This window comes from Niabella yanshanensis (assembly GCF_034424215.1).
In the GTDB taxonomy this organism is placed as follows: Bacteria; Bacteroidota; Bacteroidia; order Chitinophagales; family Chitinophagaceae; genus Niabella; species Niabella yanshanensis.
Genome location: NZ_CP139960.1, coordinates 2,241,980 through 2,266,862, shown reverse-complemented (window position 1 = coordinate 2,266,862; position 24,883 = coordinate 2,241,980). Strand labels below are relative to the sequence as shown.

Annotated in this window: 17 protein-coding genes; 11 read left to right on the top strand and 6 right to left on the bottom strand. The window is 42.0% G+C overall.

The genetic code is table 11. From position 1 onward, the window contains the following. Window positions 1–12: 12 nt before the first annotated feature. From U0035_RS09105 to U0035_RS09095, 3 genes are all read right to left on the bottom strand, one after another. Window positions 13–1,425, bottom strand: a complete 1,413-nt coding sequence (locus U0035_RS09105; protein WP_211316492.1) for a RagB/SusD family nutrient uptake outer membrane protein — start codon at window positions 1,423–1,425, stop codon at window positions 13–15. Between the two features lie 10 nt (window positions 1,426–1,435). After that, a complete protein-coding gene (locus tag U0035_RS09100; protein WP_114792004.1) occupies window positions 1,436–4,588 on the bottom strand; it encodes a SusC/RagA family TonB-linked outer membrane protein in 3,153 nt (1,050 codons plus the stop codon). Window positions 4,589–4,979: 391 nt separating this feature from the next. Beyond that, a complete protein-coding gene (locus U0035_RS09095) occupies window positions 4,980–5,198 on the bottom strand; it encodes a hypothetical protein (RefSeq protein ID WP_162817947.1) in 219 nt (72 codons plus the stop codon). Between the two features lie 138 nt (window positions 5,199–5,336). On the opposite strand from U0035_RS09095, the gene U0035_RS09090 reads away from it, so the two are divergent. Further along, window positions 5,337–6,107, top strand: coding sequence for an META domain-containing protein (locus tag U0035_RS09090; RefSeq protein WP_162817946.1), 771 nt, complete (start codon window positions 5,337–5,339; stop codon window positions 6,105–6,107). Window positions 6,108–6,129: 22 nt separating this feature from the next. Here the strand turns inward: U0035_RS09090 and U0035_RS09085 are convergent, their stop codons facing one another. Further along, window positions 6,130–6,810, bottom strand: coding sequence for a metal-dependent hydrolase (locus U0035_RS09085; protein WP_114792002.1), 681 nt, complete (start codon window positions 6,808–6,810; stop codon window positions 6,130–6,132). 428 nt (window positions 6,811–7,238) lie between these two features. Here U0035_RS09085 and fusA point away from each other — a divergent pair, with 428 nt between their 5' ends. After that, window positions 7,239–9,389, top strand: coding sequence for an elongation factor G (fusA, locus tag U0035_RS09080; RefSeq protein ID WP_211316491.1), 2,151 nt, complete (start codon window positions 7,239–7,241; stop codon window positions 9,387–9,389). Between the two features lie 152 nt (window positions 9,390–9,541). Here fusA and U0035_RS09075 read toward each other — a convergent pair whose 3' ends face one another. After that, window positions 9,542–10,672, bottom strand: coding sequence for a toxin-antitoxin system YwqK family antitoxin (locus U0035_RS09075; protein ID WP_114792000.1), 1,131 nt, complete (start codon window positions 10,670–10,672; stop codon window positions 9,542–9,544). A 403-nt stretch (window positions 10,673–11,075) separates the two neighbouring features. Further along, a complete protein-coding gene (locus U0035_RS09070) occupies window positions 11,076–11,987 on the bottom strand; it encodes a 1-acyl-sn-glycerol-3-phosphate acyltransferase (protein ID WP_262510938.1) in 912 nt (303 codons plus the stop codon). A gap of 216 nt (window positions 11,988–12,203) precedes the next feature. On the opposite strand from U0035_RS09070, the gene rhaT reads away from it, so the two are divergent. The 9 genes from rhaT (at window position 12,204) to thrC (ending at window position 24,838) form a co-directional block, all read left to right on the top strand. Next, entirely contained in the window at window positions 12,204–13,328 is a 1,125-nt protein-coding gene (gene rhaT / locus U0035_RS09065; protein WP_114791998.1) for an L-rhamnose/proton symporter RhaT, read from the top strand. 57 nt (window positions 13,329–13,385) lie between these two features. Further along, the gene (locus tag U0035_RS09060) at window positions 13,386–15,506 is read left to right on the top strand and encodes a bifunctional aldolase/short-chain dehydrogenase (protein ID WP_114791997.1); all 2,121 of its coding nucleotides are present in this window, start codon (window positions 13,386–13,388) and stop codon (window positions 15,504–15,506) included. Window positions 15,507–15,702: 196 nt separating this feature from the next. Then, complete coding sequence (locus U0035_RS09055) at window positions 15,703–16,974, top strand: sugar isomerase (protein ID WP_114791996.1); 1,272 nt, start codon at window positions 15,703–15,705, stop codon at window positions 16,972–16,974. Window positions 16,975–17,092: 118 nt separating this feature from the next. Then, window positions 17,093–18,406 carry an FGGY-family carbohydrate kinase gene (locus tag U0035_RS09050; RefSeq protein ID WP_245957777.1) on the top strand — a complete coding sequence of 438 codons (1,314 nt, stop codon included), beginning with the start codon at window positions 17,093–17,095 and terminating at the stop codon, window positions 18,404–18,406. A gap of 231 nt (window positions 18,407–18,637) precedes the next feature. Further along, complete coding sequence (gene thrA, locus U0035_RS09045; RefSeq protein WP_114791995.1) at window positions 18,638–21,094, top strand: bifunctional aspartate kinase/homoserine dehydrogenase I; 2,457 nt, start codon at window positions 18,638–18,640, stop codon at window positions 21,092–21,094. A gap of 17 nt (window positions 21,095–21,111) precedes the next feature. Continuing rightward, window positions 21,112–22,032, top strand: coding sequence for a homoserine kinase (locus tag U0035_RS09040; RefSeq protein ID WP_245957776.1), 921 nt, complete (start codon window positions 21,112–21,114; stop codon window positions 22,030–22,032). A 70-nt stretch (window positions 22,033–22,102) separates the two neighbouring features. Further along, the gene (locus tag U0035_RS09035) at window positions 22,103–22,495 is read left to right on the top strand and encodes a transposase (RefSeq protein WP_114793349.1); all 393 of its coding nucleotides are present in this window, start codon (window positions 22,103–22,105) and stop codon (window positions 22,493–22,495) included. Window positions 22,496–22,506: 11 nt separating this feature from the next. Beyond that, window positions 22,507–23,304: an IS3 family transposase gene (locus U0035_RS09030; protein WP_162818026.1), complete on the top strand. Its 798-nt coding sequence runs from the start codon at window positions 22,507–22,509 to the stop codon at window positions 23,302–23,304. A 235-nt stretch (window positions 23,305–23,539) separates the two neighbouring features. Further along, the gene (gene thrC / locus U0035_RS09025) at window positions 23,540–24,838 is read left to right on the top strand and encodes a threonine synthase (protein ID WP_114789665.1); all 1,299 of its coding nucleotides are present in this window, start codon (window positions 23,540–23,542) and stop codon (window positions 24,836–24,838) included. Window positions 24,839–24,883 lie beyond the last annotated feature (45 nt).

Genomic DNA, 24,883 nt, shown 5'->3' with positions numbered 1-24,883 from the left:
TAATCTCAGGGGTTAATAATTCGGGTTTTGGATCATATTTTTATTAACAGACATTTCATTTGCTGCAATGGGGAAACAATATTGAGCCGCTGTTGGATCTAACCTCACCGCTCCTGATGTATTGATGGCATCCTGTGTGGTACGCTCTACCGGTAGATTCCTGCGTTTCAGATCAAAAAAGCGGTGGCCTTCAAACGCCAGCTCTTTAAAACGTTCGTTGTAGATAGCATTTAAGAGACTTTGCTTATCAGTAAAATTCTGGTCAATATAATTGTAGATCCGGGCTCTTCTCAAATCATTCAGATCTTTGGCTGCCGCAGCAATGGCTGCTGTACCATTTGTATTTTCCAATTCAGCTTCTGCTTTTATTAAATACATTTCTCCAGCGCGAAACAGCTTAACGGCAGTAAGCCCGCGATAAGCAGCATCACCACCGACATATTTATTAACCAGGTATTGCGATTTACCAGCTGGCCGGGCAGGAGCATATTGAATATAACTGTCGAAGCGAACATCGTCTGCTCGTTGAGCTACCGTACCAAACTGATCGATCAATTTGAACGAAGGGGCATACAGCACAATTTCGCCCGTTTCGCGAAAAAATGCAGCTCCCAGGCGTGAATCCCCGATCACTCTGGCCAGTTTCCAGATCACTTCTGACTGGCTATTGTCATCCCATATTTTGCTGAAATCGCTTTTCGGAGCCAAAGGCTCTGCAGCGATCACTTCGGACGCATAGGTAACAGCGTCGCTCCATTTTTTTTCGTATAAAGCAACTCTTGCCTGTATAGCAGCTATACCGGATCTGGTAATACGTGTATTGTCGTTAAAACCTGGAGACATCAGTTCTTTGGCGGCTTTGAGATCTGCATTGATATTGTCGAAATTTGATTTCACTGATTCTCTTGCCGGGTAACCTACTTTGCGCTCTTTCATATAAGGCACGCCCATTCCATCAGGCTCATAGGAAGAAGCGTAGGCCTTTAGCAGTTCGAAATGAGAATAAGCTTTAACGGCGAGCATTTCAGCGTGGTATTGATCCAGGCGGCTTTGACCGGCGGCCCCCACTTTAATCACGGAAATAGCCTCCAGTACCCGGTTAGCGCGATCAATAACTTCATAGTATTCGTAAAAGGCCGATGTGACAGATCCTGATGTGGAATTATATAACCACCTGTGCGCCGTGTTATTGGATACGGTATTTTCTGTAGGGTACATTACTTCGTCCGACACTATGGCACTAGCCTCAATAAGCGTAGAAGTTAGCACAGCATAAGTACCTAACACCCCCATATTCAGATCATCTAAATTTCGAAAGGCTTTGGTGGGATCAATAAAATCGGTGGGCGGCGAATCCAGTTTGGAGCAGGACTGGAATGTAAGTCCTGTCAATAATGCAAAAGCAACTATTTTTCTTGTGTTCATGATGATCAGATTAAAAATTAACATTTATACCTGCGGTGTATTTCCGGGCATTCGGATACTCAAACCGGCCGTACTGGCGGTTGTTTTCAGGATCCAGTCCGCGCCAGTTGGTCCAGGTAAACAGGTTTTGCCCTTGTACGAAAACATCTACAGATTTTAAAATCCTGGTAGATTGCAACAGGGTAGCGGGAATGCTGTAATTGAGTTGCAGGTTTCTTAAACGCATAAAGGAGGCGTCCTGTATATCTTTCGAAGTAAAATTTCTTGGTACATCTATGCGTTGCAGAGTGGTATTATCGCCTGGTTTTTTCCAGCGATCATATAACATTCTTCTGCTTTGGTTGCTGCCCATGTAGGTCTCGTTTTCATTGTAAAAGTCGATATTGTTCCAGCGCTGTACGTCTGATACAAACGCGAGCAAGGCACTCACTGTTATACTTTTCCAACGCACTGCAGTAGTAATACCGCCGGTTAATTTGGGGAACATATTGGCAGAAAGTGGTACTGATTGTGCTTCCGCGCTATACACGTTGGTAACAGAGCCATCCCGATTGTAATAAAGCGCATCACCATTTGCAGGGTCTACCCCGGCCCACCTGGGTGCATAGTAAGTGCCATAAGGACGCCCTACTTCAATCCATCGGGTATCGCCTTCCTGTATAAAATCCGTAACATCACTTACCCGTAAAATTTCGTTTTTATTATAAGCTCCATTTACGCCTATGTTCCAGTTAAAATCTGGCTTTTGGATCACATCGCCACTCAGGCTCCATTCAATTCCCTTATTAGCCATTCTTGCCGAACTTAAAGGTATATCTCCATCGGTCCCCGCTCCTGCAGTGGCGGAAGGTCTCAGATCTATAAACATGTTCCTGGTGATCTTATTATACCAGTCAGCGGTTAATTTTACTCTTTGTGTTTTAAAAAGTGAAATGTCAAATCCTATATTGAGTTCATCTACGTATTCCCAGTCATAGTCGGGGTTCCCGATAAAAGTGGGAACAATGGCCTGTTGGCCGCCATAGGTAGTTCCTACGCCATAGAGCGGCAGGTATTCAAAATATTTATCAAAAGAACTGGCAGTTTGGCCGTAGCTGGCTCTTAAGTTCAGGGCTGTAATGATATCAGTTGTGGCTAAGAAATCTTCCTGCTTAACATCCCAGTTAGCGCCGAAAGAGTAAAAGCCGTGCCAGCGGTTTTTAAGTGGTACCGACGACACAGAAGCGCCATCGTATCGGTAGCTGGCGGTTAAAGTATATTTATTGTTCAATGTATACCGGCCCAAGCCCATATAGGAAAACAATGCACTGTTTCTACGGGTGCCAGATATATCTGGCAGGAAATCGGTACTAACCGTGATGCCGGCAGGCGTTTCGGGTAACCGGTCATCCACGCCATACCCTCGGTAACTAAAAGATCTGGTATTGTTGTACACATATTCCACGAATCCGGATGCTTCAAAATCGTGTATGCCGGCTCTTTTCTTATAAGTAATACCGGAGGTCGATACGAGGTTAAAATATCTTCTGAATCCTTCTCCAAAAGCGCCCTTTTCGCCCGGCTGCCTGCTGCCAATATAAGACAAGGGGTTGATAAATACCTGGTCTACTGAATTCCTATAGTCAATGCCATTACGGGTACTGATTTTTAATCCTTTGATGATTTCATAAGCAAGGTTAACTCCAAGGATGGTTTTAAATTGTTCCGTCTTGTCCGAAGCACCGTATAAGACGTCGATACCCCTGCTTCCCTCGCGGGTATCATAAAAGCCTAACCCATCATCAGTAGCATGAAATACACCGTCGGGAGTGTAAGGGTATTCGTAAGGTAGTGCATAATATACTGATGCCATAGGTGACCCTACGCTGGTTCCTCCTTCATTATAAGTGAACCGGGAGCTGGAGTAACCGAGGTTGATATTGAAGCCGGCGGTAAACTTGCCATAGTTCATATTGGTATTGCTGCGCAGTGAAAACCTGTCCAGCCCGGTTTCCTTTACAATACCCTGCTCTCGCCACAGGCCTATTGCGTTGTAGGTCTGAACATTTTCGTTGCCACCGCTCAGGCTCAGTTGCTGCTGCATAAAGCTGGCGTTCTGAAAGAAAAGATCCCTCCAATCGGTATTGATCCGTCCCAGGCTATCCAGGATACTATTTCTTTGTTGTTGCTCAATAGGAGACAGCGTAGCATAATCCGGGTTTTTAGAAGATAGCGTCCAGCCCGGACCAATATCACGGCCGGTTTCCAGTCCTACTTCTTCTTCAAATCGCAGGCGCTCACGGGTGTCCATCATTTCAAAACCCGGCTGTGTCAATGTTGAGAAACCATATTGCGAACTGTAGCCTATATTCAGCCTGCCTTTCTTGCCTTTTTTGGTGGTAACCACAATTACACCGTTGGAGCCTCTGGAGCCATACAATGCTTTGGCGGAGGCGTCTTTCAATACGGTAACTGATTCGATGTCCTCCGGGTTAATGGTTTGGAAGTACCCACTTTCTATAGGAATACCATCCATAATATATAAAGGAGTAGTGGTGCCGGTTATAGATCCCATACCCCTGATTACTACAGAAGCACTCTGACCTGGTTGCCCCGAGCTTGATATAACGCTCATACCCGGTACCCTTCCCTGCAGTATCTGGTCAAGGGTGCTCATCGGAACCTTATTGATATCTGCAGCGCTTACCTGGGTGGAAGCACTGGGGCTGTTGCGTTTCGCGTATTCGGTATAACCAGTCACTACAATCTGGTCTAAATTACCTATGTTCTGCCGGAGGGTGACAGTAATAGCACTGGTTGACCCCACTATAATGGTTTGTGTAATATAGGAAGCATGAGAGATGATCAGTTCGTCTCCTTCATTGGCTTCTATAGAAAAACTACCATCATTAGCGGTCGTAGTGACAGTGTTACGGCCTTTGACGCTTACCACCGCACTCTCAACAGGACTGCCGTCTGCATTAATAACCTGACCGGTAACCGTCTTAAAAGCCTTTTTTGTGTAAGAGATGTTTGTCTTTAAATCAAAGTCATTCTTCAAATTTATTTCAGCTTTCGCCTGAAATACAAGAAGCAGTGAAAAACAAGCGATTGCTCCTGTTTTCGACATGCTTCGTAAAAAGGGCAGCAAACTGCCTTTTTTCTCATAAACAATTAATGTCATATTTATAATTAGTTTTAAAACCTGCGGAAAATAGCGTTTTCTATGCTCAAAAAGAAAAAAAACAGGGATAACTTGAGTATAATATCAAAATTGTCGCTTTGTGGGGTCAATAAGTCACTAAAAAGAGATAACCACGTTTAGACCTATCAATAGTGGCTATTAAACGGAGTAAATGTTTGCTTAAAGCAAAACAGCTATAAGATTTCGGTCTTATAGCTGTTTAAATAATATGAAAAATATGAGATTAGTTGGTGAGCTTTACATATTTACTATCGCCTACACTCCATACAATCTGAAATAGCAAGTACACCCGCGTCTTCAACACTATGGACCTGGCGGTTAGCCCGCGCTCTTGACACTGGCACGGCTTCGCTCATTTTCCCATACCTGCTTACTGAAAGGTGAGTTCGCCTTCCAAAACCCGGCTACCATTGTTTTTAAAACTCAGCTGCATGGTGGTGGTAGCAATATTACCGGTAATGACTACATTGATATCCATTTGCTCCAGGATAACCGGATTATCTTTTTCCCCATTCACCTTTAATGTTGGCATTTGAGCGTAGCCATAGGTGCAAACTATTGTAGAAATTAACAAGACAAGAAATCTCATAGAATCTGTTTCTTCTTAGATGCAGCAGCTACCTGTTTTTCATAAATAACTGGCCTTATTATTGAAATAGGTGAAAAGTGAGATATTGAATTGGGCGCAAAACTCTGTACATTAGCAAAGAGGAAAAAACTTATGGTTATGAATCGTTCTTACAGGTTACTATATATTATTTTGGTTGGATTATCAATTGTTGCCTGTAGCAGAAAAGGAGCGCCCCTGGTTAGTTCGATGCAAACGGAAGGACTGCATCATAAATGGAAAGTGAAGAGTGCTGATGGTATGCCAGCGGGTGGAGATGTATATATTGATCTAAGGGATATACGTCATTCCGGAGCAACAGCCGGTTGCCGGTATTTTTCGTTCACACCTAAGTTCGGCCATAACAACAGAATGCAGATTGCCAATATCAGTACACATTTATTATCCTGCACGGATAATCTGGCAGATCAGACATTAAAATTGAGCCTGGAGTCTGTATACTCATTTTCTGTAACCGACAAACTACTTCGCTTGCTGGCTAAAGATGGACATATTGTTTTCTCTGCAGAAAGGGCGTCAGACGATGAGGGGAATTCTATAAGCAGAAAATGGTTGATACAGGAAATGATCAATGCCAATAATGAGCAACTGACAAAAGGTAAAAGTTTTTTAGACCTTACCGATCTGGCCAGAGCTCAGGCCGGAGTAGGGTGTAACAGGTTTTCTTTTAAAGTAACTGCTGACCATACCTATCATATGGCTTTGGGTGACGCTGCCACAACCGAAATGTATTGTAAGGATGCAGCTGCTAATGAATCAGTTTTTTCCAAACTGTTACCGCTGGTTAACAAATACCAGGTTGTCGGTAACAGTTTGAAATTATTTGACAAGGATAACGTATTGCTGTTGTTGGCAACAGAAATATTATGATCCTTCCTGACTATCTTTCTTTTTAAAATTCTATCGTTTCACCAACCTGGGGTAATAATAAATTCTTACCTGCTTCAGTGAAAGCGGCTACTGCTGCGTTTGTGTCAATCTTTATAAGGTCAAAGGTGTTGTAATGCACGCCGATGATCTCGTCGCATTTAATAAAGTCAGAAGCTATAATGGCATCAGCCGCGTCCATTGTATAGTTCCCGCCAATAGGTAGTACTGCAAAGTTCAAATGAGTAAACATAGGTATCAATTGCATATCCATCGTTAATGCCGTATCTCCTGCAAAGTAAAAATTGATCTCTTCCGAAGTAATAACAAATCCCAATGGATTGCCGCCGTAGGAGCCATCCGGCAAACCTGATGAATGTATGGCATTCACAGCTCGCACTTTCCCGAACTCAAAAGTTACAGGGCCTCCGTGATTGAGCTCGTGTATATTCTCAAGCCCTTGCTTACCCAACCAGCCGGCTACTTCAGGGGACGTTATTATTTTGGCGCCGGTTCTTTTAGCAATTGGTACTACATCGGCAATATGATCTCCATGGCCATGTGAAACTAAGATAAAATCCGCCTCAATTTTTCCAATATCAATATGTTGTGCCAGAGGATTGCCACTTATAAAGGGATCGAATAATAGTTTTTTACCGCTTATAGTTACCAGAAAAGAGGACTGGCCAAAGTAGGTGAATTGCATAATAATATTTTGCGTAAATATAGATACTAAATATTTTTTGTTGATTAAGGAACTGTTGTTATTCGGAGGCTATAGCCGTCTTATTCGAAAAGTTATCGTTTCCCTGCCGGAATTATTAAAGAAAGTAGTCCGTTGGGGAATACTCCTTAGCATACCATTTTACCACCTGCTGATGCGTTTGTTTATACTCTTGAAAAGAGAGTGAGTTCTGTAAATAAGGGAGCTTAACAGGTGTGAGTCCCGATACCAGCGCCTGCACCGTTAAAAATTTATTATCAATATAGGTAAACTTAAATTTGGAATCTGAAATCTCGTATTTTCCTTACCTTTGCAGCCTTAAATTTCTTACTTAGGGTAATTATTTTTTACCTTATTGAAAATGAGTTATTTAAGAAATAAGAAAGTTTATAATTCAATTAAGAATAATCATGGCAGATTTAAAATTTCAAAGGAACTTTGGTATTGCCGCCCACATTGACGCCGGTAAAACCACTACAACTGAACGTATTTTACGTTACACAGGTATGATTCACCGTATTGGTGAAGTACACGATGGTGGTGCTACTACCGACTGGATGGAGCAGGAAAAAGAGCGCGGTATTACTATTACATCTGCTGCGGTAAGCTGTAAATGGCAATTCCCTACTGATAAAGGAAAAGCTATTGCCGGTACTACTAAAGATTTTTCTTTTAATATTATTGATACTCCGGGTCACGTTGACTTTACTGTAGAGGTAGAGCGTTCTATGCGTGTACTGGATGGTCTGATCGCTTTATTTTCTGCGGTTGATGGTGTAGAACCTCAATCTGAAACTGTATGGCGCCAGGCTAACCGTTACAGGGTTCCACGTATCGGTTTCGTAAATAAAATGGACCGCCAGGGTGCTGACTTTTTGAACGTGGTAAAACAGGTTCGTGAAATGTTAGGCTCTAAGGCAGTCCCTTTACAGTTACCAATTGGTGCTGAAGATAATTTCCAGGGTGTGGTGGATCTGATCCGTATGAAAGGTATTATCTGGCACGTGGAAACAGAAGGAATGACCTTTGACGAGGTCGATATTCCTGCTGATATGGTTACTGAAGCTGAAGAATGGCGTGCTGCACTGGTTGAAGCAGTTGCTGAATATGACGACACTTTGATGGAGAAATTCTTCGAAGATCCTAATTCTATCTCTGAAGATGAAATTCACGAAGCGATCCGTAAAGCTACTATCGACCTGAGCATCGTTCCTATGATGTGCGGTTCTTCTTTCAAAAATAAAGGTGTGCAAACCGCTTTAGATGCTGTTTGCCGTTACCTGCCTTCTCCTGTTGATATCGAGGCGATTGAAGGTACAGACCCTAACGATCCGGAAAAGAAACTGGTTCGTAAACCTGATGCAAAAGAACCTTTTGCAGCATTGGCTTTCAAAATCATGACTGACCCGTTTGTTGGTCGTCTGGCGTTCTTCCGTTGTTATAGCGGTCACTTAGATGCAGGTTCTTATGTATTAAACGTAAGAAGTGGTAAGAAAGAGCGTATCAGCCGTATCATGAAAATGTTCGCCAATAAGCAAAACCCGATCGATTTTATCGAAGCTGGTGATATTGGTGCAGCAGTAGGTTTTAAAGAGATCAAAACCGGTGATACCCTTTGCGACGAAAACCATCCGATTACATTAGAGAACATGTTCATTCCTGAGCCCGTAATCTCTGTAGCCGTTGAGCCTAAAACTCAGGCTGACGTTGATAAAATGGGTATGGCTATCGCTAAACTGGTAGAAGAAGATCCTACATTACGTGTAAAAACTGACGAAGATACCGGCCAAACCATCCTTAGCGGTATGGGTGAGCTTCACTTAGAGATCATCATCGACCGTATGCGTCGTGAGTTTAAAGTAGAAGTGAACCAGGGTGCTCCTCAGGTGGCTTATAAAGAAGCATTCAATACAACTGTTGAACACCGTGAAACGTTGAAAAAACAAACCGGTGGTCGTGGTAAATTTGCCGATATTCAGTTTAGCCTGGGTCCTGTTGATGAAGAATGGCAAAAAGAAAACCCGGATAAGAATTTCCAGTTTGTAAACGATATTTTTGGTGGATCAATTCCCCGTGAATTTATCCCTGCTATTCAGAAAGGCTTTGAAACTTCAATGACAAGCGGCGTTTTAGCTAACTACCCGGTAGATAACCTGAAGATCCGTGTATTTGATGGTAGCTTCCATGCGGTGGATTCTGATGCAATGTCTTTCGAACTTTGTGCTAAACAAGGTTTCCGTGAGGCTGGCAGAAAAGCAAAACCAATCCTTTTAGAGCCTATCATGAAAGTTGAGGTATTAACGCCTGAACAATACATGGGTGATGTAACAGGTGACTTGAACCGCCGTCGTGGTATGATGGAAGGTATGGATACCCGTGCCGGTGTGCAGGTAATCAAAGCAAAAGTTCCGTTGAGCGAAATGTTTGGTTATGTAACTCAGTTGCGTTCTTTAAGCTCTGGTCGTGCCTCTTCTACCATGGAGTTCTCTCACTATTCTCCGGCGCCTAATAACATCGCTGAAGAAGTGATTTCAAAATCAAAAGGTAAAGTAACTGCTTAATTAGTGAGTCGTGAGTAGGGTCCCGATGGTTCGGGAGTGAATAGGTAGTTTCCTGATAATAGTTAGACCCCGGCGATGAGCCGGGGTTTTTGTTAGTCTGGACGCTTTTTTTTCGATAACTTTTGTGAACCAGTAGGCGCAACACGTAATTGTTATTTCAAAAAGAAATCTTGTTTAAACGAAAGGAAATGAAAGTGTGTAGGAATTAATATTTTATTATCGTCGACAAGAATGGTGAAAAGAAAGCTTGAGACGACTTTTTTGTCATTTAAATAAGAGGTTTCCCATTTTTTTGTGTCTCTGATACGGTCGTAAATGTAGCGTTCCAAAGCTGTATCGTTGATGGAAGAAGCTATATTTAAATTGATCAGGTCGTTTTTTTTGCCAATGGTAATTCCCGTAATCAACCACTGATTTTTAAACGATGAAGATAATGTGTCTAATTGCTTCTGGAGGTCAGTGATAAAAGAAGATGATTCGAGTGTAAAAGGTATTTTGCTACTACTGCCACGATCACCAGGACAGATGTTTGAACTGGCCGTTAGAAGGAGGTTTTCGTTGCCATAAAAAACAGAAAGACCGGAGCGTGATTTGCTTAGATATGTTCCGTTGTCATCTTCTGATCTAATATAGTTTCCGGTAGAATCGTATACTTCTTTTGAGAGAGGCTGAAGGGCGTTTATATTTGACAAGGTCCATGTTCCATATTTTTTACCATTGAGAATGGTTCCGGAAACTTCAAATTTTGAACATTCATTCATTTCACTGAATTCAGTTTTTAAATATCCGTTGCCATTTGCTACCGTTTGTTTACCAGTTAAAGTGAAGGCCTCCTGTACTAATGGAAAGTCGTTTTCATATTGATATACTTTTTGCAGTTGACCGTTTGGATAATAAAAACTCCATTGCCCGTCTCTTCGATGATTTTTATACTGTCCTTTTTCTCTTACCCGGCCATTGCGGTAATAATAAACAGCACTTCCTTCGAGATTTCCATTGGTGATAGAAGCTTCCAGATACAACTTTCCATTAAGGTAGTAGTCGCGAAACGGACCCTTTACATTAACAAATTCAGTATCCATTTTCCCGATTCTGTAATAATCGGCGCACCTTTTATTGACAATACCGCCAAAACAGTTAAAAAAAAGTTTAATGCTGTCTCCCGCATATATTTCGGCAAAGTCGCCAATTGTAAAATTATCTGGGAGTAAATCTTGCCCCTTCAAACTTACATTACTGGACAGACATACTATGCACCAAACAGGAAAAAGTAATGTTTTCATTTATAGATGCTTTATTAATTTTAGCCGAGTGGTACTTATCATGAATAGTAAATTTCATTATCCTGTTTGAATAAATCCCGCCTGTCAGCAGACAGGAAATTTGACATAAGCGTTTTTTTAATAAGCATTTGATTTTTAGTGACCACACGCGAAAAGTTCATTCCTGCTTGTGGGGACTTTTGAAGAATAGTAACTTTCTTGCATTTGGCAAAAATAATACTTTACCCTTAGTGGTGAATTGGTTTAGAAAGAGACATTCAATGAAAAGAAGGATGTTTCCTTTTTCGTCGCTTAAAAAATTACTAAACAGGTGAGCTATTTGCTCCGAGGATTCCAGGTATCATACTCCAGATCGGAGCTGGCTTAACTTTTTAACTATAAATGAAATATGGAGGGACCGTGCTTATCCTTTTCTTACTTCATAATTTACATAAGCCCATGCTGAAAAGGGAAGCAGGATCAATGCCAATATGCCCCATGGCATATAAACCCCATAACACAGGCAGGAAAGGAGCAGGACATAAAAAGGGTAGGTAAGAAGCAAAATTCCTAACATCACCGAGTCGTGATGATCTGTATCGCTAAAAAACAGATGAAAGATCGCTTTGGCGAACCAGTAAATGGGCATATGTAGCAGCGCACCCACCAATGCTGGTATTGCTAAGAGATACTTTTTTATTGGAGGAGTGGAACCAAACTTTTTATTCAGCTCCTTTTTATCACCCGGCTCAATTTCGTAAACAAGCGGCTGTAATTTTTCCTTTAATATTTTATTAAACTTTACATTTCTTTCGCCGTCTGTGAAAATACCTTCAAAATTGTCCGCTTCTAAAACGTCTCCCAAATGTATGATCACCTTTTTTCCATATTTGCGAAAAGAGCTGTAATTGATGCCCGCCGGAAGCACTTTTAACGGAATTGCTGTATGCCAGGCCCGGAAAGCTAACCTAGCTGTGCCCTTTTTAAGCGGGCGTAAAAACCACTCATTCACGCAAAGCCCTTCGCTGAATATCAATACGCCTTCATTTTGCCTGAAAAGCTCTATACAGGAGTCAAATGTATCGTAGTTGGTGTTCAGGTTTTCAGCACCTTCCCTGATCCGGTAAACCGGTAGCATTTTCAGCAACCGTAAGATCCTGAAAATTCGTTTGTTCTTGAAGGCATCGCCCCGCGCCAGGGAGGTAATGGGGGTGTCAAAAAGGATATCAAAAATAATTGCGTCCAGGAATGAATTAGGGTGATTGCTTGCAATTAACAAGGGGCCCTTTGTGTGAAGCAATGAGCTTTTGTCAACCTCAATAGAATGGCAGAACAAGCGGATAGTCAGACGTACATATATTTTTAGAAACCGGTAAAGCAATGCATAATGAGTTATAATGGCAATATATCAAAATAACCATAAAGGTTTTTATTTTCTTAATTTTTGTAAAAACTACAATAATTCATGACAGTGCATGACAGTTGACCTTTTTGATTGATTTACTTTCGGCTTCTAATGATTTTGCTTACTGCATAGAAAATATTATTATTCATGAACGCTTTACTTGGTGTTATTTTTCATTTCATAGGTGGCTTTGCTTCAGGAAGTTTTTATATTCCCTATAAAAAGGTGAAAGGCTGGGCCTGGGAATCGTACTGGATCGTTGGCGGCCTTTTTTCGTGGCTGATTGTTCCACCATTGGCGGCCTGGCTGACTATTCCCAACTTCTGGGAAATTATTACTACTGCTAACGGCAGTACACTGGGGTATGCATATTTCTTCGGTTTACTTTGGGGTATTGGTGGTCTTACTTATGGTTTGGGTGTCAGGTACCTGGGGGTATCACTGGGAAGCAGTATTATATTGGGGTTATCGATGGTTTTAGGAGCCTTACTTCCGGCTATTTATTATCAGTTTACACCTACTGAAGGGAAAGATACTATTGGATTGTTAACCGGTACCAACTGGGGAATTACCGTTTTGGCTGGTTTACTGGTGTGTATTATTGGTATTATTATATGTGGTAAGGCCGGTACTATGAAGGAGAAGGAGCTGGCAGGAAGCAATGTAAAAGCAGCAGACCCTCATGCTGTTGGTAGTGCTGATACAGAAGCCCATCTTTCGGGAAAAGATGAATACAAGTTCGGCCTTGGTATAACCGTGGCTATCATTTCGGGTGTGTTGAGTGCCTGCTTTAATTTCGGTATAGAGGCTGCCAAACCAATGGCTGATACTGCGAATGAATTATGGAAAGCTGCTAACCCCGGCCAGGGAGAATTTTTGTACCAGAATAACGTTTCTTATATCGTTATCCTTTGGGGTGGGCTCAGCACCAATTTAATCTGGTGCTTATTGCTGAATGCGCGTAACAAAACTTTCAGTGATTATACCAATAAGAAAGTGCCCATTCTTAAAAATATCATTTTTTGTGCGCTGGCCGGTACTACCTGGTTTTTACAGTTCTTCTTCTATGGTATGGGCGAAAGCAAAATGGGTAATGGCCCCAGCTCCTGGATACTCCACATGGCGTTTATTATTTTAATAGCCAATGTATGGGGATTGATTCTGAAAGAATGGAAAGGCGTTGGTAAGAAAACCTTAAGTACCATAATTCTGGGTATTATAGTTATTCTTCTTTCCGTACTATTGGTAGGATGGGGCAATTCAATGAGGTAATTAAGTAAAAAGGATAAAAAATATAGTCTCTTAAAAGAGCAAACAAACAAGATCGTTATGGCAACAGACACAACAACTTTCAAACATGTAAGTTATTTATGGGATGAAGCAAAAGCTGCTGAGCTGGCAGGCGACGAGGTGGCCTTGCTGATTTATCGTTCCAATTTATTAGGTGCAGATCTGCGTCTTACCAACTATGGCGGAGGTAATACATCCTGCAAAGCAACAGCGAAGGATCCGCTTACGGGCGAGGATACAGAAGTAATGTGGGTAAAAGGAAGCGGGGGCGACCTGGGTACTTTGAAAAGAAGTGGGCTGGCTGCTTTATATGTAGACAAATTACGTAGCCTTAAGAATGTATACCGTGGTTTGGAACATGAAGATGAAATGGTAGAGTTATTCAATCATTGTATTTATGATCTGAACTCCAAAGCGCCATCTATCGATACACCTTTACACGGGTTTTTGCCTTTCAAACATATCGATCATTTACATCCGGATGCTGCTATTGCAATTGCTGCTGCAAAAGATGGTAAAAAAATAACGGAAGAATTATTTGGAGGTACTATTGGTTGGGTGCCCTGGCAAAAACCAGGCTTCGAACTCGGACTGATGCTGAAACAGTGCCTGGATGAAAATCCTGGTATCCGTGGCATTATGTTAGGTTCGCATGGCCTATTTACCTGGGGTGATACGGCTTATGAAAGCTATCTCAATACATTGGAGGTGATTGAAAAATGTGCAGAATATATTGAACAAAACCTTGGTAAAAAGGGGCCTGTTTTCGGTGGCGAGAAAATCCAGTCGCTTCCTAAGGAGGAGCGTTTGAGCAAAGCCGCATCTTTAGCCCCTGTGCTTCGTGGTTTCTGCTCGTCTAATGTAAAAATGATCGGTCATTTTACTGATGATGATCGTGTGTTACAATATATCAACTCTAACGACCTGGAAAGATTAGCTCCTTTGGGAACTTCCTGTCCAGATCACTTCCTGCGTACAAAAATCAGCCCGTTGGTATTGAACCTGGGAACGGATGAGAACCTGGATGATGTAGCTGCAGTAAAAGAAAAGATCGCTCCTTTATTTGCGGATTACCGTAAAATGTACGAGGAGTACTATAGCACTTGTAAACATCCGAATAGTCCGGCTATCCGCGATGCCAATCCGGTGATCATCATCTATCCTGGTGTAGGTATGTTTGCTTTTGCAAAAGATAAACAAACAGCAAGGGTAGCTGCGGAATTTTACACGAATGCAATTAATGTGATGCGTGGTGCCGAAGCTATTTCCGAATACACTTCTTTACCAAGACAGGAAGCGTTTAACATCGAATACTGGTTGCTGGAAGAAGCGAAGCTGCAACGTATGCCAAAACCAAAGCCTTTGAGCGGCCGTATTGCGCTGATCACCGGTAGCGGTGGCGGTATTGGTAAAGCAATTGCCAAGAAATTTGCAGCGGAAGGTGCTTGTGTAATTATCAACGATATTAACCAGGAAAGAATAGAGGCGACCACTGAAGAGTTCCAGGAAGCTTTTGGTAAAGACTCTACAGCAGCTGTAACATTAAATGTGACCGATGCGCCATCTATCGAAGCGGCACTGGCCAATACGGCATTGGCTTTTGGTGGTGTAGATATTATCGTGAACAACGCAGGTATCAGTATTTCTAAAAGCATTACTGAACATTCCATCGAAGAGTGGGATCGTTTGTATGATATTTTAGTGAAAGGCCAGTTCATGGTATCGAAAGAAGCCGTTAAGATCATGCGTAAGCAGGATATTGGTGGCGACATTATCAATATCGTTTCTAAAAATTCAATAGTAGCGGGTCCTAATAATGCCGGCTATGGTTCTGCAAAAGCAGCACAGGCACATCTTTCCCGCCTATTGTCCGCCGAACTGGGTGGTGATAAGATCCGCGTAAACACTGTGAACCCTGATGCGGTAATCTCCGACTCCAATATCTGGGCAGGCGGTTGGGCCGAAGGTCGGGCCAAAGCCTATGGTATTACAGTGGCAGAACTGCCTGCTTATTATGCAAAGCGTACATTAATGAACGAGATCATTCTTCCAGATGATATTGCTAATGCATGTTTTGTATTTGTAAGCGGATTGCTGAACAAATCAACAGGTAATATCCTGAATGTAGATGGTGGTGTGGCACAGGCATTCGTAAGATAAAATAAAGGAATTAAGAATCTTCATATAGCAAAGCAACAAGGGTTGGTGATTTTCCAGTCGGCTGACCCGTTTTTTTTAATGCTTTATAAGATTCGGGACCTAGAAAGGTAAAAATACCTCAGGTAATACAACCCAACAGGCGCAATGGTTGTTATAAAAAACATTACATAATCATCAAAAAATATTTTGATTCAAGATGCTTAATAAATCGCAGATAGATGCACATAACGAGAAAGGGTTGGCAAAGCATAAAAAAGGCTTTGATTATGTATCCGGAATCATTCCTGATGCGGAAGGCATTATTAAGAAGCTAACAGATTTTCAGGTAGCTATTCCATCATGGGCACTGGGAAGCGGGGGCACCAGATTTGGCCGTTTCAGCGGAGGAGGCGAGCCTTCTACCCTGGAAGAAAAAATGGAAGATATCGGATTGCTGCATCAGCTCAACCGCAGCAGTGGAGCGGTTTCTTTGCATATTCCCTGGGATATTCCTACTGATGCCAAAGCTATTAAAAGTCTGGCAGCTGATTTCGACCTGAAATTTGATGCGATGAACTCCAACACCTTCCAGGATCAGAAAGACCAGAAACTGAGTTATAAATTTGGCTCAATGCAGCATGTAGATAAAGGAGTGCGACAGCAGGCTGTTGACCATAATATTGAGGTGATCAAATATGGCCAGGAATTGGGATCAAATTCTTTAACCGTTTGGTTAGCGGATGGTTCCAGCTTTCCCGGACAACTGAATTTCAGAAACGCATTTAATAATACATTAGAGAGTTTGCAAAGTATATACAGCGCTTTGCCCGACGATTGGAAAATATTTGTTGAATACAAAGCATTCGAACCGAATTTTTATTCAACAACAGTAGGTGATTGGGGACAATCATTATTATATGCTAATAAGCTGGGTGAAAAAGCGTATACGCTTGTAGACCTGGGGCACCATTTGCCCAACGCAAACATAGAGCAAATTGTTTCTTTATTACTGAATGAGAGAAAGCTCGGCGGATTCCATTTTAATGATAGTAAATATGGCGATGATGACCTGACAGTGGGAAGCATTAAGCCATACCAATTGTTCTTAATATTTAAAGAACTGGTAGAAGGTATGGATGCCCGTGGATTGAACCATGCTACTGACCTGGGATGGATGATCGACGCCAGTCACAATATCAAAGATCCGCTGGAAGATCTTCTGCAAAGTGTGGAAGCCATTAACCTGGCCTATGCTCAAGCTCTGTTGGTAGATAGCAAAGCATTAAATGAAGCCCAGTTGAATAATGATGTAGCAGGAGCCCAGGAAATCTTACAGGATGCTTATCGCACTGACCTGCGCCCGGTACTGGCTGAAGCCAGACTGAGGGAAGGAGCGGCCTTAAGTCCGTTAGGACTGTTCAGAGAACAGAAAATCAGGCAACAACTGATTGGCAAAAGAGGTGAAAAAACGGTAGCAACCGGATTATAAATTGTACAAACGATATTTTCCCTGCAAAGGGGGAATATCGTTTTATTTGTTGTTTAGCTTTAAAAATTTGATTGAGTGGTTCGTTCAGATATGCTTCAATCTTAAATTGTACATTGTTTTGATTCCTGTTATTGCAATATTCGATATTGGAAAAACTAACAAAAAGTTTTTCCTGTTTAACGAAGACTATAAAATTGTAGAAGAAGTATCTGTAAACTTTGCAGAGATTGAAGATGAGGATGGATTTGCCTGTGAGGACATAAGAGCCTTGCGCAGATGGGTGCTCGATACATTAAACAAGTATATTGATAGCAATACTTATGATATAAGGGCCATTAACTTTTCGTCGTACGGCGCCAGTTTTGTCCACCTCGATGAAAGGGATGTACCTGTAACACCTTTATATAATTATCTTAAGCCTTACCCCGCTAAGACGGAAGAGCAGTTTTACGCTACTTATGGAACCAAAGAAGATGTGGCTATTGCTACCGCATCGCCTGCTTTGGGGAATCTGAACTCAGGCTTGCAGCTTTACTCCTTAAAATACGATAAGACAAAGCTGTTTGATAAAACTCTGACTTCCCTGCATTTTCCGCAATACCTGAGCTATTTAATTAGTGGTGAGAAGTACTCTGATATCACCAGCATCGGTTGTCATACTGCCCTATGGGATTACCGTAAACATGGCTATCATGATTGGGTAGTAAAAGAGGGTATTGATAAAAAGCTGGCCCCGGTATTTTCTTCAGCTAAAGCGATAGATATCATTTACAACGGGAAAGCGCTTAAATGTGGCATTGGCCTTCACGATAGCTCTGCAGCATTTATTCCTTACATTCAAAATGTAAATGAGCCATTTTTGTTAATCTCTACCGGGACCTGGTGTATCAGTATGAATGCTTTTAATGATACACCGCTTACGAAACAGGAATTGGAAAAAGATTGCCTTTGTTATATGACTTACGAAGGAAATACAGTGAAATCTTCGCGTCTGTTTGCAGGGTATGCCCATGAGCAGATCATTAAAAAATTATCGGAATATTTTGTTGAAGTTCCTAATTACTTTGAGAAGATAGCTTATGATAAAAGCCTGTTGAAAGATGAACCGGCTTTAAACGATCTCAATGATTTTGATGTTGCCAATTATGTGAGTTACGAAGCTGCATATATTAATTTCATCAGGCAGGTGATCATTGCACAAAAACGCTCCACCGATCTTGTATATAATGACAAAGTGAAAAAGATATTTGTTGATGGCGGCTTCGCAAAAAATGAAACCTATATGCAGCTATTGGCTGAAGCTTATCCGCGAACAGAAGTTTTTGCAGCGTCCGTGTCACAGGCTACAGCCATGGGGGCGGCAATGGCTCTTCATAAAGACTGGAACCACCTCAGCCTTCCGGATAACGTGATCAGCACCCGGAAATATTAAACGGGAATAAGCCTTTACCAAAAAATATTTGTTTGTATTTTAATCCTGTCTTATCTTGTGCAGGTTCATGTATAACAACTATACACATATCAGTCAGGTTTACGTTGTAGCAACTGCTACCTCTACAACTATTACCACAACCCGTTAAGGGTTGTACTTCGTCATATCACCACCTGGGCCAATGAGGCCGTTCCTGATAAATCATCCTTAATATTTTAATTGTTATAAACCATGCAGGTTTTAAAATTTGGCGGTACTTCTGTAGCCAATGCTGAGAATATAAACAAAGTAGCTGCGATCGTAAAAAAGGCAGTAAGTAAAAACAAAACGGTTGTGGTGGTATCGGCGCTTGGTGGCGTAACAGATATGTTATTGCAGGCCGCGAATAACGCAGCCAGGGGAAGCGAAGATTACAAGCAGGCTATTACTGAAATAGAGAAACGTCATTTTGATGCGGTAAAAAGTCTCATACCGGTAGCGCATCAAAGCCAGTTATTAAGCCTCGTTAAAACATCCATTAACGAAATAGAAGATATCTGTAATGGTATTTTTCTTTTAAGCGAAATAACACCGCGTACCAAAGACCGTTTGGCGAGTTATGGAGAGTGGTTGTCTTCGCAAATTATTGCAGAGAAGCTTCGCTTTGACCAGGTAGATGTACAATGGAAGGATGCCCGTCAGTTGATTACTACCAATAGCAATTATACGCAGGCCCAGGTAAATTTTGAAGCAACACAGGCTAACATTGTTGATTATTTTAACAGCCTGCAACAATCACTTTGTATTGTACCGGGTTTTATTGCCAGCAATGCAGACGGTATTACGACTACAATTGGTCGTGGCGGATCTGATTATACTGCTGCGATTATTGCAGCTGCATTAAATGCAGAGATTTTGGAGATCTGGACAGATGTAAGCGGTATGATGACTGCGGACCCACGCCTGGCGGCTAATGCCAAGGTGATTGAGAAGATATCTTATGGCGAGGCAATGGAATTATCGCATTTCGGCGCCAAAGTGATTTATCCTCCAACTTTGCAACCGGTGATGACCAGGAATATACCTGTATGGATTAAAAATACTTTTGCCCCGGAGGATGCCGGCACGCTGGTACTCAATAATGAGCGCTCTGCGGCTCAATCAGACGGCAATATTATCCGTGGTATTTCCAGCATCAATAGCCTGGCTTTATTAAGCCTGGAGGGAAGCGGTATGATAGGTATTCCGGGATTTTCCAAGAGATTATTTGAAGCCTTAAGTAATGAGCAGATCAACGTTATTTTGATTACACAAAGCTCTTCAGAGCATTCCATATGCGTGGCTATTGATGCGGGAAAAGCAGATGCCGCAAAGCAAGCTATAGACGAGGCTTTTGCCAATGAACTGGCATTACAGAAAGTGGAGCCTTTAAAAGTTGAAACCGATCTTTCAATTGTAGCCCTGGTAGGGGAGCAGATGAGAAGTCACCCGGGTGTAAGCGGTAAGATGTTTAGTGCATTGGGCCGCAATGGTATCAATGTACGCGCTATTGCGCAGGGATCTTCAGAAAAAAATATCAGCGCCGTTATTTCTACCATAGATGTGCGCAAGGCAATTAATGTTTTACACGAAGACTTTTTCGAAACTACTTTTAAACAGGTGCACTTATTTATTGCCGGAGTAGGTAATGTTGGTTCCAAATTGCTGCAACAAATAGAAAAGCAGCTGGTTTCCTTGCAACAGCACCTGAAAATTAAGATCAACGTAATAGGTATCAGCAACAGCCGTACCATGGTGTTGAATGAAAAAGGAATTGCGCTGGACAATTGGGAAGGGGAACTAAAACAGGGGGAAAAAGCGTCCCTGCCTTTATTTGTTGAGCATGTTATTAATAAAAACTTACGGAATTCCGTTTTTGTAGATATCACGGCTAACCCGGATGTGGCCGCTATCTACGACCGTTTATTACAAAAAAGCATATCGGTCGTGGCTTGTAATAAAATTGCAGCGTCTTCTGATTACGCGAACTATAAGCGATTAAAAGACCTGGCCCGTGAGTTTAACTGCAAGTTTTTATTTGAAACCAATGTGGGCGCCGGATTGCCGGTTATAGGCACTTTAAATGACCTGGTGTACAGCGGCGATGAGGTGCTGAAGCTGGAAGCTGTATTAAGCGGGACATTGAATTTCGTATTCAATAATTACGATGGAAGCCGGCCGTTTTCGGATGTGGTCAGGCAGGCGCAGGAAGAGGGATATACCGAGCCGGATCCCAGGCTGGATTTAAGCGGTACCGACGTAATGAGAAAGATATTGATTCTTGCGCGTGAAGCCGGTCATGAAATGCAGATGGAAGATATCGGTAATAACGGATTTTTACCCCAAGAATGCATGGAAGGGGATGTAGAAGCCTTTTATGCCTGTATGCACCGGCATGAAGCTCATTTTAAGCAGCTGCTGGACAAAGCCGATGCTCAAAACTGTAAATTAAAATTTGTAGCTACTTTTAACGAGGGTAAGGCTTCTGTAGGACTGCAACATATCGCTCCTGAAAACGACCTTTATCATTTGTACGGGAAAGATAATGTAGTATTGTTCTATACACTACGTTATCCTTCACAACCACTGGTAGTAAAGGGGGCCGGAGCGGGTGCTGATGTAACCGCCAGCGGCGTGTTTGCCGATATTGTAAGAGCTGCCAGCATTTAAAAGATCAAGCGTATATTATGAAAGTAAAAATAAAATCTCCGGGAACCGTTGCCAACCTGGTATGTGGTTTTGATATATTGGGTCTTGCTTTAAAAGCACCTTATGATATCATGGAGTTTGAAATAATAGATCAACCGGGTGTAGTAATAGAAAACCGTGATGCCTTTAACCTGCCCACCGAACCAGAAAAGAACGTAGCGGGTGTAGTGTTATTGGCAGCAATAGAAAAGGCCGGTTTTAACAAGGGGATCAGGGTTACTATTGAAAAGCATATCAAACCCGGTAGTGGTCTGGGGTCTAGCGCGGCAAGTGCGGCGGGTGCTGCAGTTGGCGCTAACATTTTGTTAGGCGACATTTTTTCGACCGACGACCTGGTACAACTTGCGATGATCGGGGAAAAACTGGCAACCGGTGTAAAACACGCAGATAATATTACCCCTTGCATATTAGGAGGCATTACATTAATCCGTTCCATACATCCCCTGGATATAGTACCTATTGCAAGTCCTGATTTATTTGTAACAGTAGTGCATCCGCAGATAGAAGTGCGCACGGCTGATGCAAGACAAATATTACGCAAGCAGGTATATTTAAAAGATGCCATTAAACAGTGGGGAAATATTGCCGGCCTGGTGGCGGGTTTTATGACCAATGACCGGGGACTAATCGGGCGTTCCCTGGAGGATGTAATTATAGAGCCCGTTCGGAGTATTCTGATTCCTGCTTTCGATGAAGTAAAAGCCAAATGCAAAGAAGCGGGTGCGCTCGGTGGAGGGATCTCCGGTTCGGGTCCTTCTATTTTTATGTTGAGTGAAAATGAAGCTACGGCTCAGATGGTCGGCGACATTATGAAAAAGGTATACGACAGTATCGGTATTGAAAACTACGTATATGTTACTACTATTGCCAAGAACGGGGTAGAGCGGGTGAGTGAATAGTGAATAAGGAATAGTGAATAGTGTCTTGTCCTGGTATAGGTTGACAGTTTTTATATTAAAAAACTGACAGATGACGAAGATATCCATTAGAGAACAGGTTCGGTATAGTATTAGCTTTAAGCAAAAAGTTGTCAGAGAAGTGGAGAAAGGGTTATCAGTAGAGTCTGTTCGCAGGCGGTATAATATCGGCGGGGGCAGTACTATTCAAAATTGGATCAGACAATTTGGTAAACATCATTTATTAAGTAAAGTGTTAAGAGTGGAGACGCTTGAAGAAAAAGACCGTTTAAAAGAATTGGAAGCTGAAGTAAAAAAGCTGAAGCTGGCCTTGGCAGACAGCATGTTGGAGAAGCAAGCTTTGGAGACACTAATCGACATAGTGGATGAGCATTATGATACAGATGTAAAAAAAAATTTCGCACAGCAGTCATCCGCATGTGTGGGGAGAAAGGGCAAAAAGTAAATCGGCTGTGTTTGTACTTTGGTTACAGCCGTTCGGGTTATTATAAATCGCTGAGAACAATTATTCAATCGGATTTAACAGAGGCTGTAGTGGTAGATTTAGTAGGTTCGGTTCGGCGTTATCAGCCGATGATAGGAGGTAAAAAACTGTATTCGTTATTAAAAGCTGATTTGGCAAAACCGGGCAGTAGAGTTGGTCGCGATAAGTTCTTTGATATACTACGCAAGCAGAAGTTGCTGATAAAAAGAAGAAGGAGGTATGTTACTACAACGGATTCTTATCATCGCTTTCGCAAGTATAACAATAAGGTTAAAGATCAATTACTTACAGGACCCGGCCAGGTAATTGTAAGTGATATTACTTATTTGAGGACGTCGAGCGGGTTTGTATACCTGTTTTTGCAAACAGATGCCTGGTCTCGAAAGATCACCGGCTGGCATTTGAGTGAGAGTTTGGGTATTGCTGGAGCACTAAAAGCTCTTGAGATGAGTATCCGGCAGTATCCTTCGACGCTGGGAACGATCCACCATTCCGATCGGGGCATCCAGTATTGTTGTGATGCTTATGTGTCAGCACTACAGGAGGCCGGAATGGAAATTAGCATGACTGAAGAAAATCATTGTTACGAGAATGCACAGGCAGAAAGGGTAAATGGGATATTGAAACAGGAATTTCTTTTAGATAGTGTATTTGCCGATAAGCAGGAAGCATTTAAAGCAGTGAAAGAGGCCATATATACTTATAATTACCGCCGTCCCCATTGGTCTTTAAATTTAAGAATACCTATACAGTTACACAATGCAGCATAGTATGTCAAACCAGGAAGATGCGCTCGCCGCGCGGGCGGTGTAATTCTAAGGTTAACTTTTATTAAATAATGAAATTTGAAACAATATTATTAACAAGAAAAATGTCCACTTTTTTCAGGACATGACATAGGAAGTAGGGAAGATGAATTATCCTGCATCAAATCCAATATCAAAAAACAAGCATCCAGTATCAGGCATCTAGCATCAAAACATCCAATATCTATTATCCAGCATCATGAATTACTATAGTCTTAATCATCAATCTCCAAAAGTATCTTTCAAGGAAGCCACTATATTAGGACAGGCACCGGACAAAGGCTTGTATTATCCCGAATATTTGCCTGTAGTCGACCGTCAATTACTAGATGGTATAGAGTCTATGACAGATATTGATATTGCTTTTGAAGTGCTGAAACCATACGTTGCCGGTTCTTTAAATGACGAAGAACTATATAGCATCGTAGAAGAAACCGTTAATTTCCCGATACCATTACAACCTGTTGCGGGGAGTATCTCTTCACTTGAATTGTTTCATGGCCCTACACTGGCGTTTAAAGACGTAGGGGCTCGTTTTATGAGTCGTTGCCTGGGGCATTTTTTAAAGAATGAAGACAGAGAAGTAACGGTGCTGGTTGCCACATCGGGCGATACCGGTGGCGCTGTGGCGAATGGCTTTTATGGCGTAAAAAATGTAAACGTTGTGATCCTGTACCCCAAGGGCAGAGTAAGTCCGGTACAGGAAAAACAACTGACCACTTTAGGAAAAAATATTACAGCGTTGGAGGTGGACGGCACATTTGACGATTGCCAGAAAATGGTAAAACAAGCATTTGCGGATGCGGATATCAATCAACAGAAATTCCTTACTTCAGCCAATTCCATTAATGTGGCACGGTGGTTACCGCAACAGGTCTATTATTTTCTGGCTTACAAACAATGGAAACAAAAAGAACAAAATCCGGTAGTATGCGTACCCAGCGGCAACTTTGGAAATATCTGCGCAGGATTGCTGGCAAAAGTAACGGGCCTGCCGCTCGGGCATTTTATAGCTGCTTGTAATGTGAACGATATCGTATCACATTATTTACAAACACAGGAACTAAAGCCCAAAGAAGCTACAGCTACTTTATCCAATGCAATGGACGTAGGTAATCCCAGCAACTTTGTAAGGATCATCGAATTGTTTCGTCAGCAATTTCCCGATCTTAAAACCAGTTTATCTGCAGATACCATTAGCGATGCCGATACCGTTGCAACCATTACGAAAGTATATAATGAATCGGGTTACACTTTAGATCCGCATGGCGCAGTCGCTTACCTTGCGCTGGAAAAATACCTGGATCAGCATCCTGGTGAAAGGGGCTTCATATTGGAAACGGCACACCCCGTAAAATTCCCGGAAGCGGTAGAAGCTGCCACTGGAGAAAAGGTAGCCGTACCAGCCGTTTTGGAAGAAATGATGACGCAAAACAAAGTGTCTATAGAAATTAATGCTTCCTTTGATGCATTAAAATCGTTTTTGCAGGGAGAATAAATCCCCGGGCCGCTTAGAACCAAGGTTCGGTAACAGGATGTTCGT

Bases quoted from the DNA above. Each gene is read 5' to 3' on its own strand.
- U0035_RS09105 (WP_211316492.1), bottom strand. From the start codon at position 1,425: ATGAACACAAGAAAAATAGTTGCTTTTGCATTATTGACAGGACTTACA.
- U0035_RS09100 (WP_114792004.1), bottom strand. From the start codon at position 4,588: ATGACATTAATTGTTTATGAGAAAAAAGGCAGTTTGCTGCCCTTTTTA.
- U0035_RS09095 (WP_162817947.1), bottom strand. From the start codon at position 5,198: ATGAGATTTCTTGTCTTGTTAATTTCTACAATAGTTTGCACCTATGGC.
- U0035_RS09090 (WP_162817946.1), top strand. From the start codon at position 5,337: ATGAATCGTTCTTACAGGTTACTATATATTATTTTGGTTGGATTATCA.
- U0035_RS09085 (WP_114792002.1), bottom strand. From the start codon at position 6,810: ATGCAATTCACCTACTTTGGCCAGTCCTCTTTTCTGGTAACTATAAGC.
- fusA (WP_211316491.1), top strand. From the start codon at position 7,239: ATGGCAGATTTAAAATTTCAAAGGAACTTTGGTATTGCCGCCCACATT.
- U0035_RS09075 (WP_114792000.1), bottom strand. From the start codon at position 10,672: ATGAAAACATTACTTTTTCCTGTTTGGTGCATAGTATGTCTGTCCAGT.
- rhaT (WP_114791998.1), top strand. From the start codon at position 12,204: ATGAACGCTTTACTTGGTGTTATTTTTCATTTCATAGGTGGCTTTGCT.
- U0035_RS09060 (WP_114791997.1), top strand. From the start codon at position 13,386: ATGGCAACAGACACAACAACTTTCAAACATGTAAGTTATTTATGGGAT.
- U0035_RS09055 (WP_114791996.1), top strand. From the start codon at position 15,703: ATGCTTAATAAATCGCAGATAGATGCACATAACGAGAAAGGGTTGGCA.
- thrA (WP_114791995.1), top strand. From the start codon at position 18,638: ATGCAGGTTTTAAAATTTGGCGGTACTTCTGTAGCCAATGCTGAGAAT.
- U0035_RS09040 (WP_245957776.1), top strand. From the start codon at position 21,112: ATGAAAGTAAAAATAAAATCTCCGGGAACCGTTGCCAACCTGGTATGT.
- U0035_RS09035 (WP_114793349.1), top strand. From the start codon at position 22,103: ATGACGAAGATATCCATTAGAGAACAGGTTCGGTATAGTATTAGCTTT.
- thrC (WP_114789665.1), top strand. From the start codon at position 23,540: ATGAATTACTATAGTCTTAATCATCAATCTCCAAAAGTATCTTTCAAG.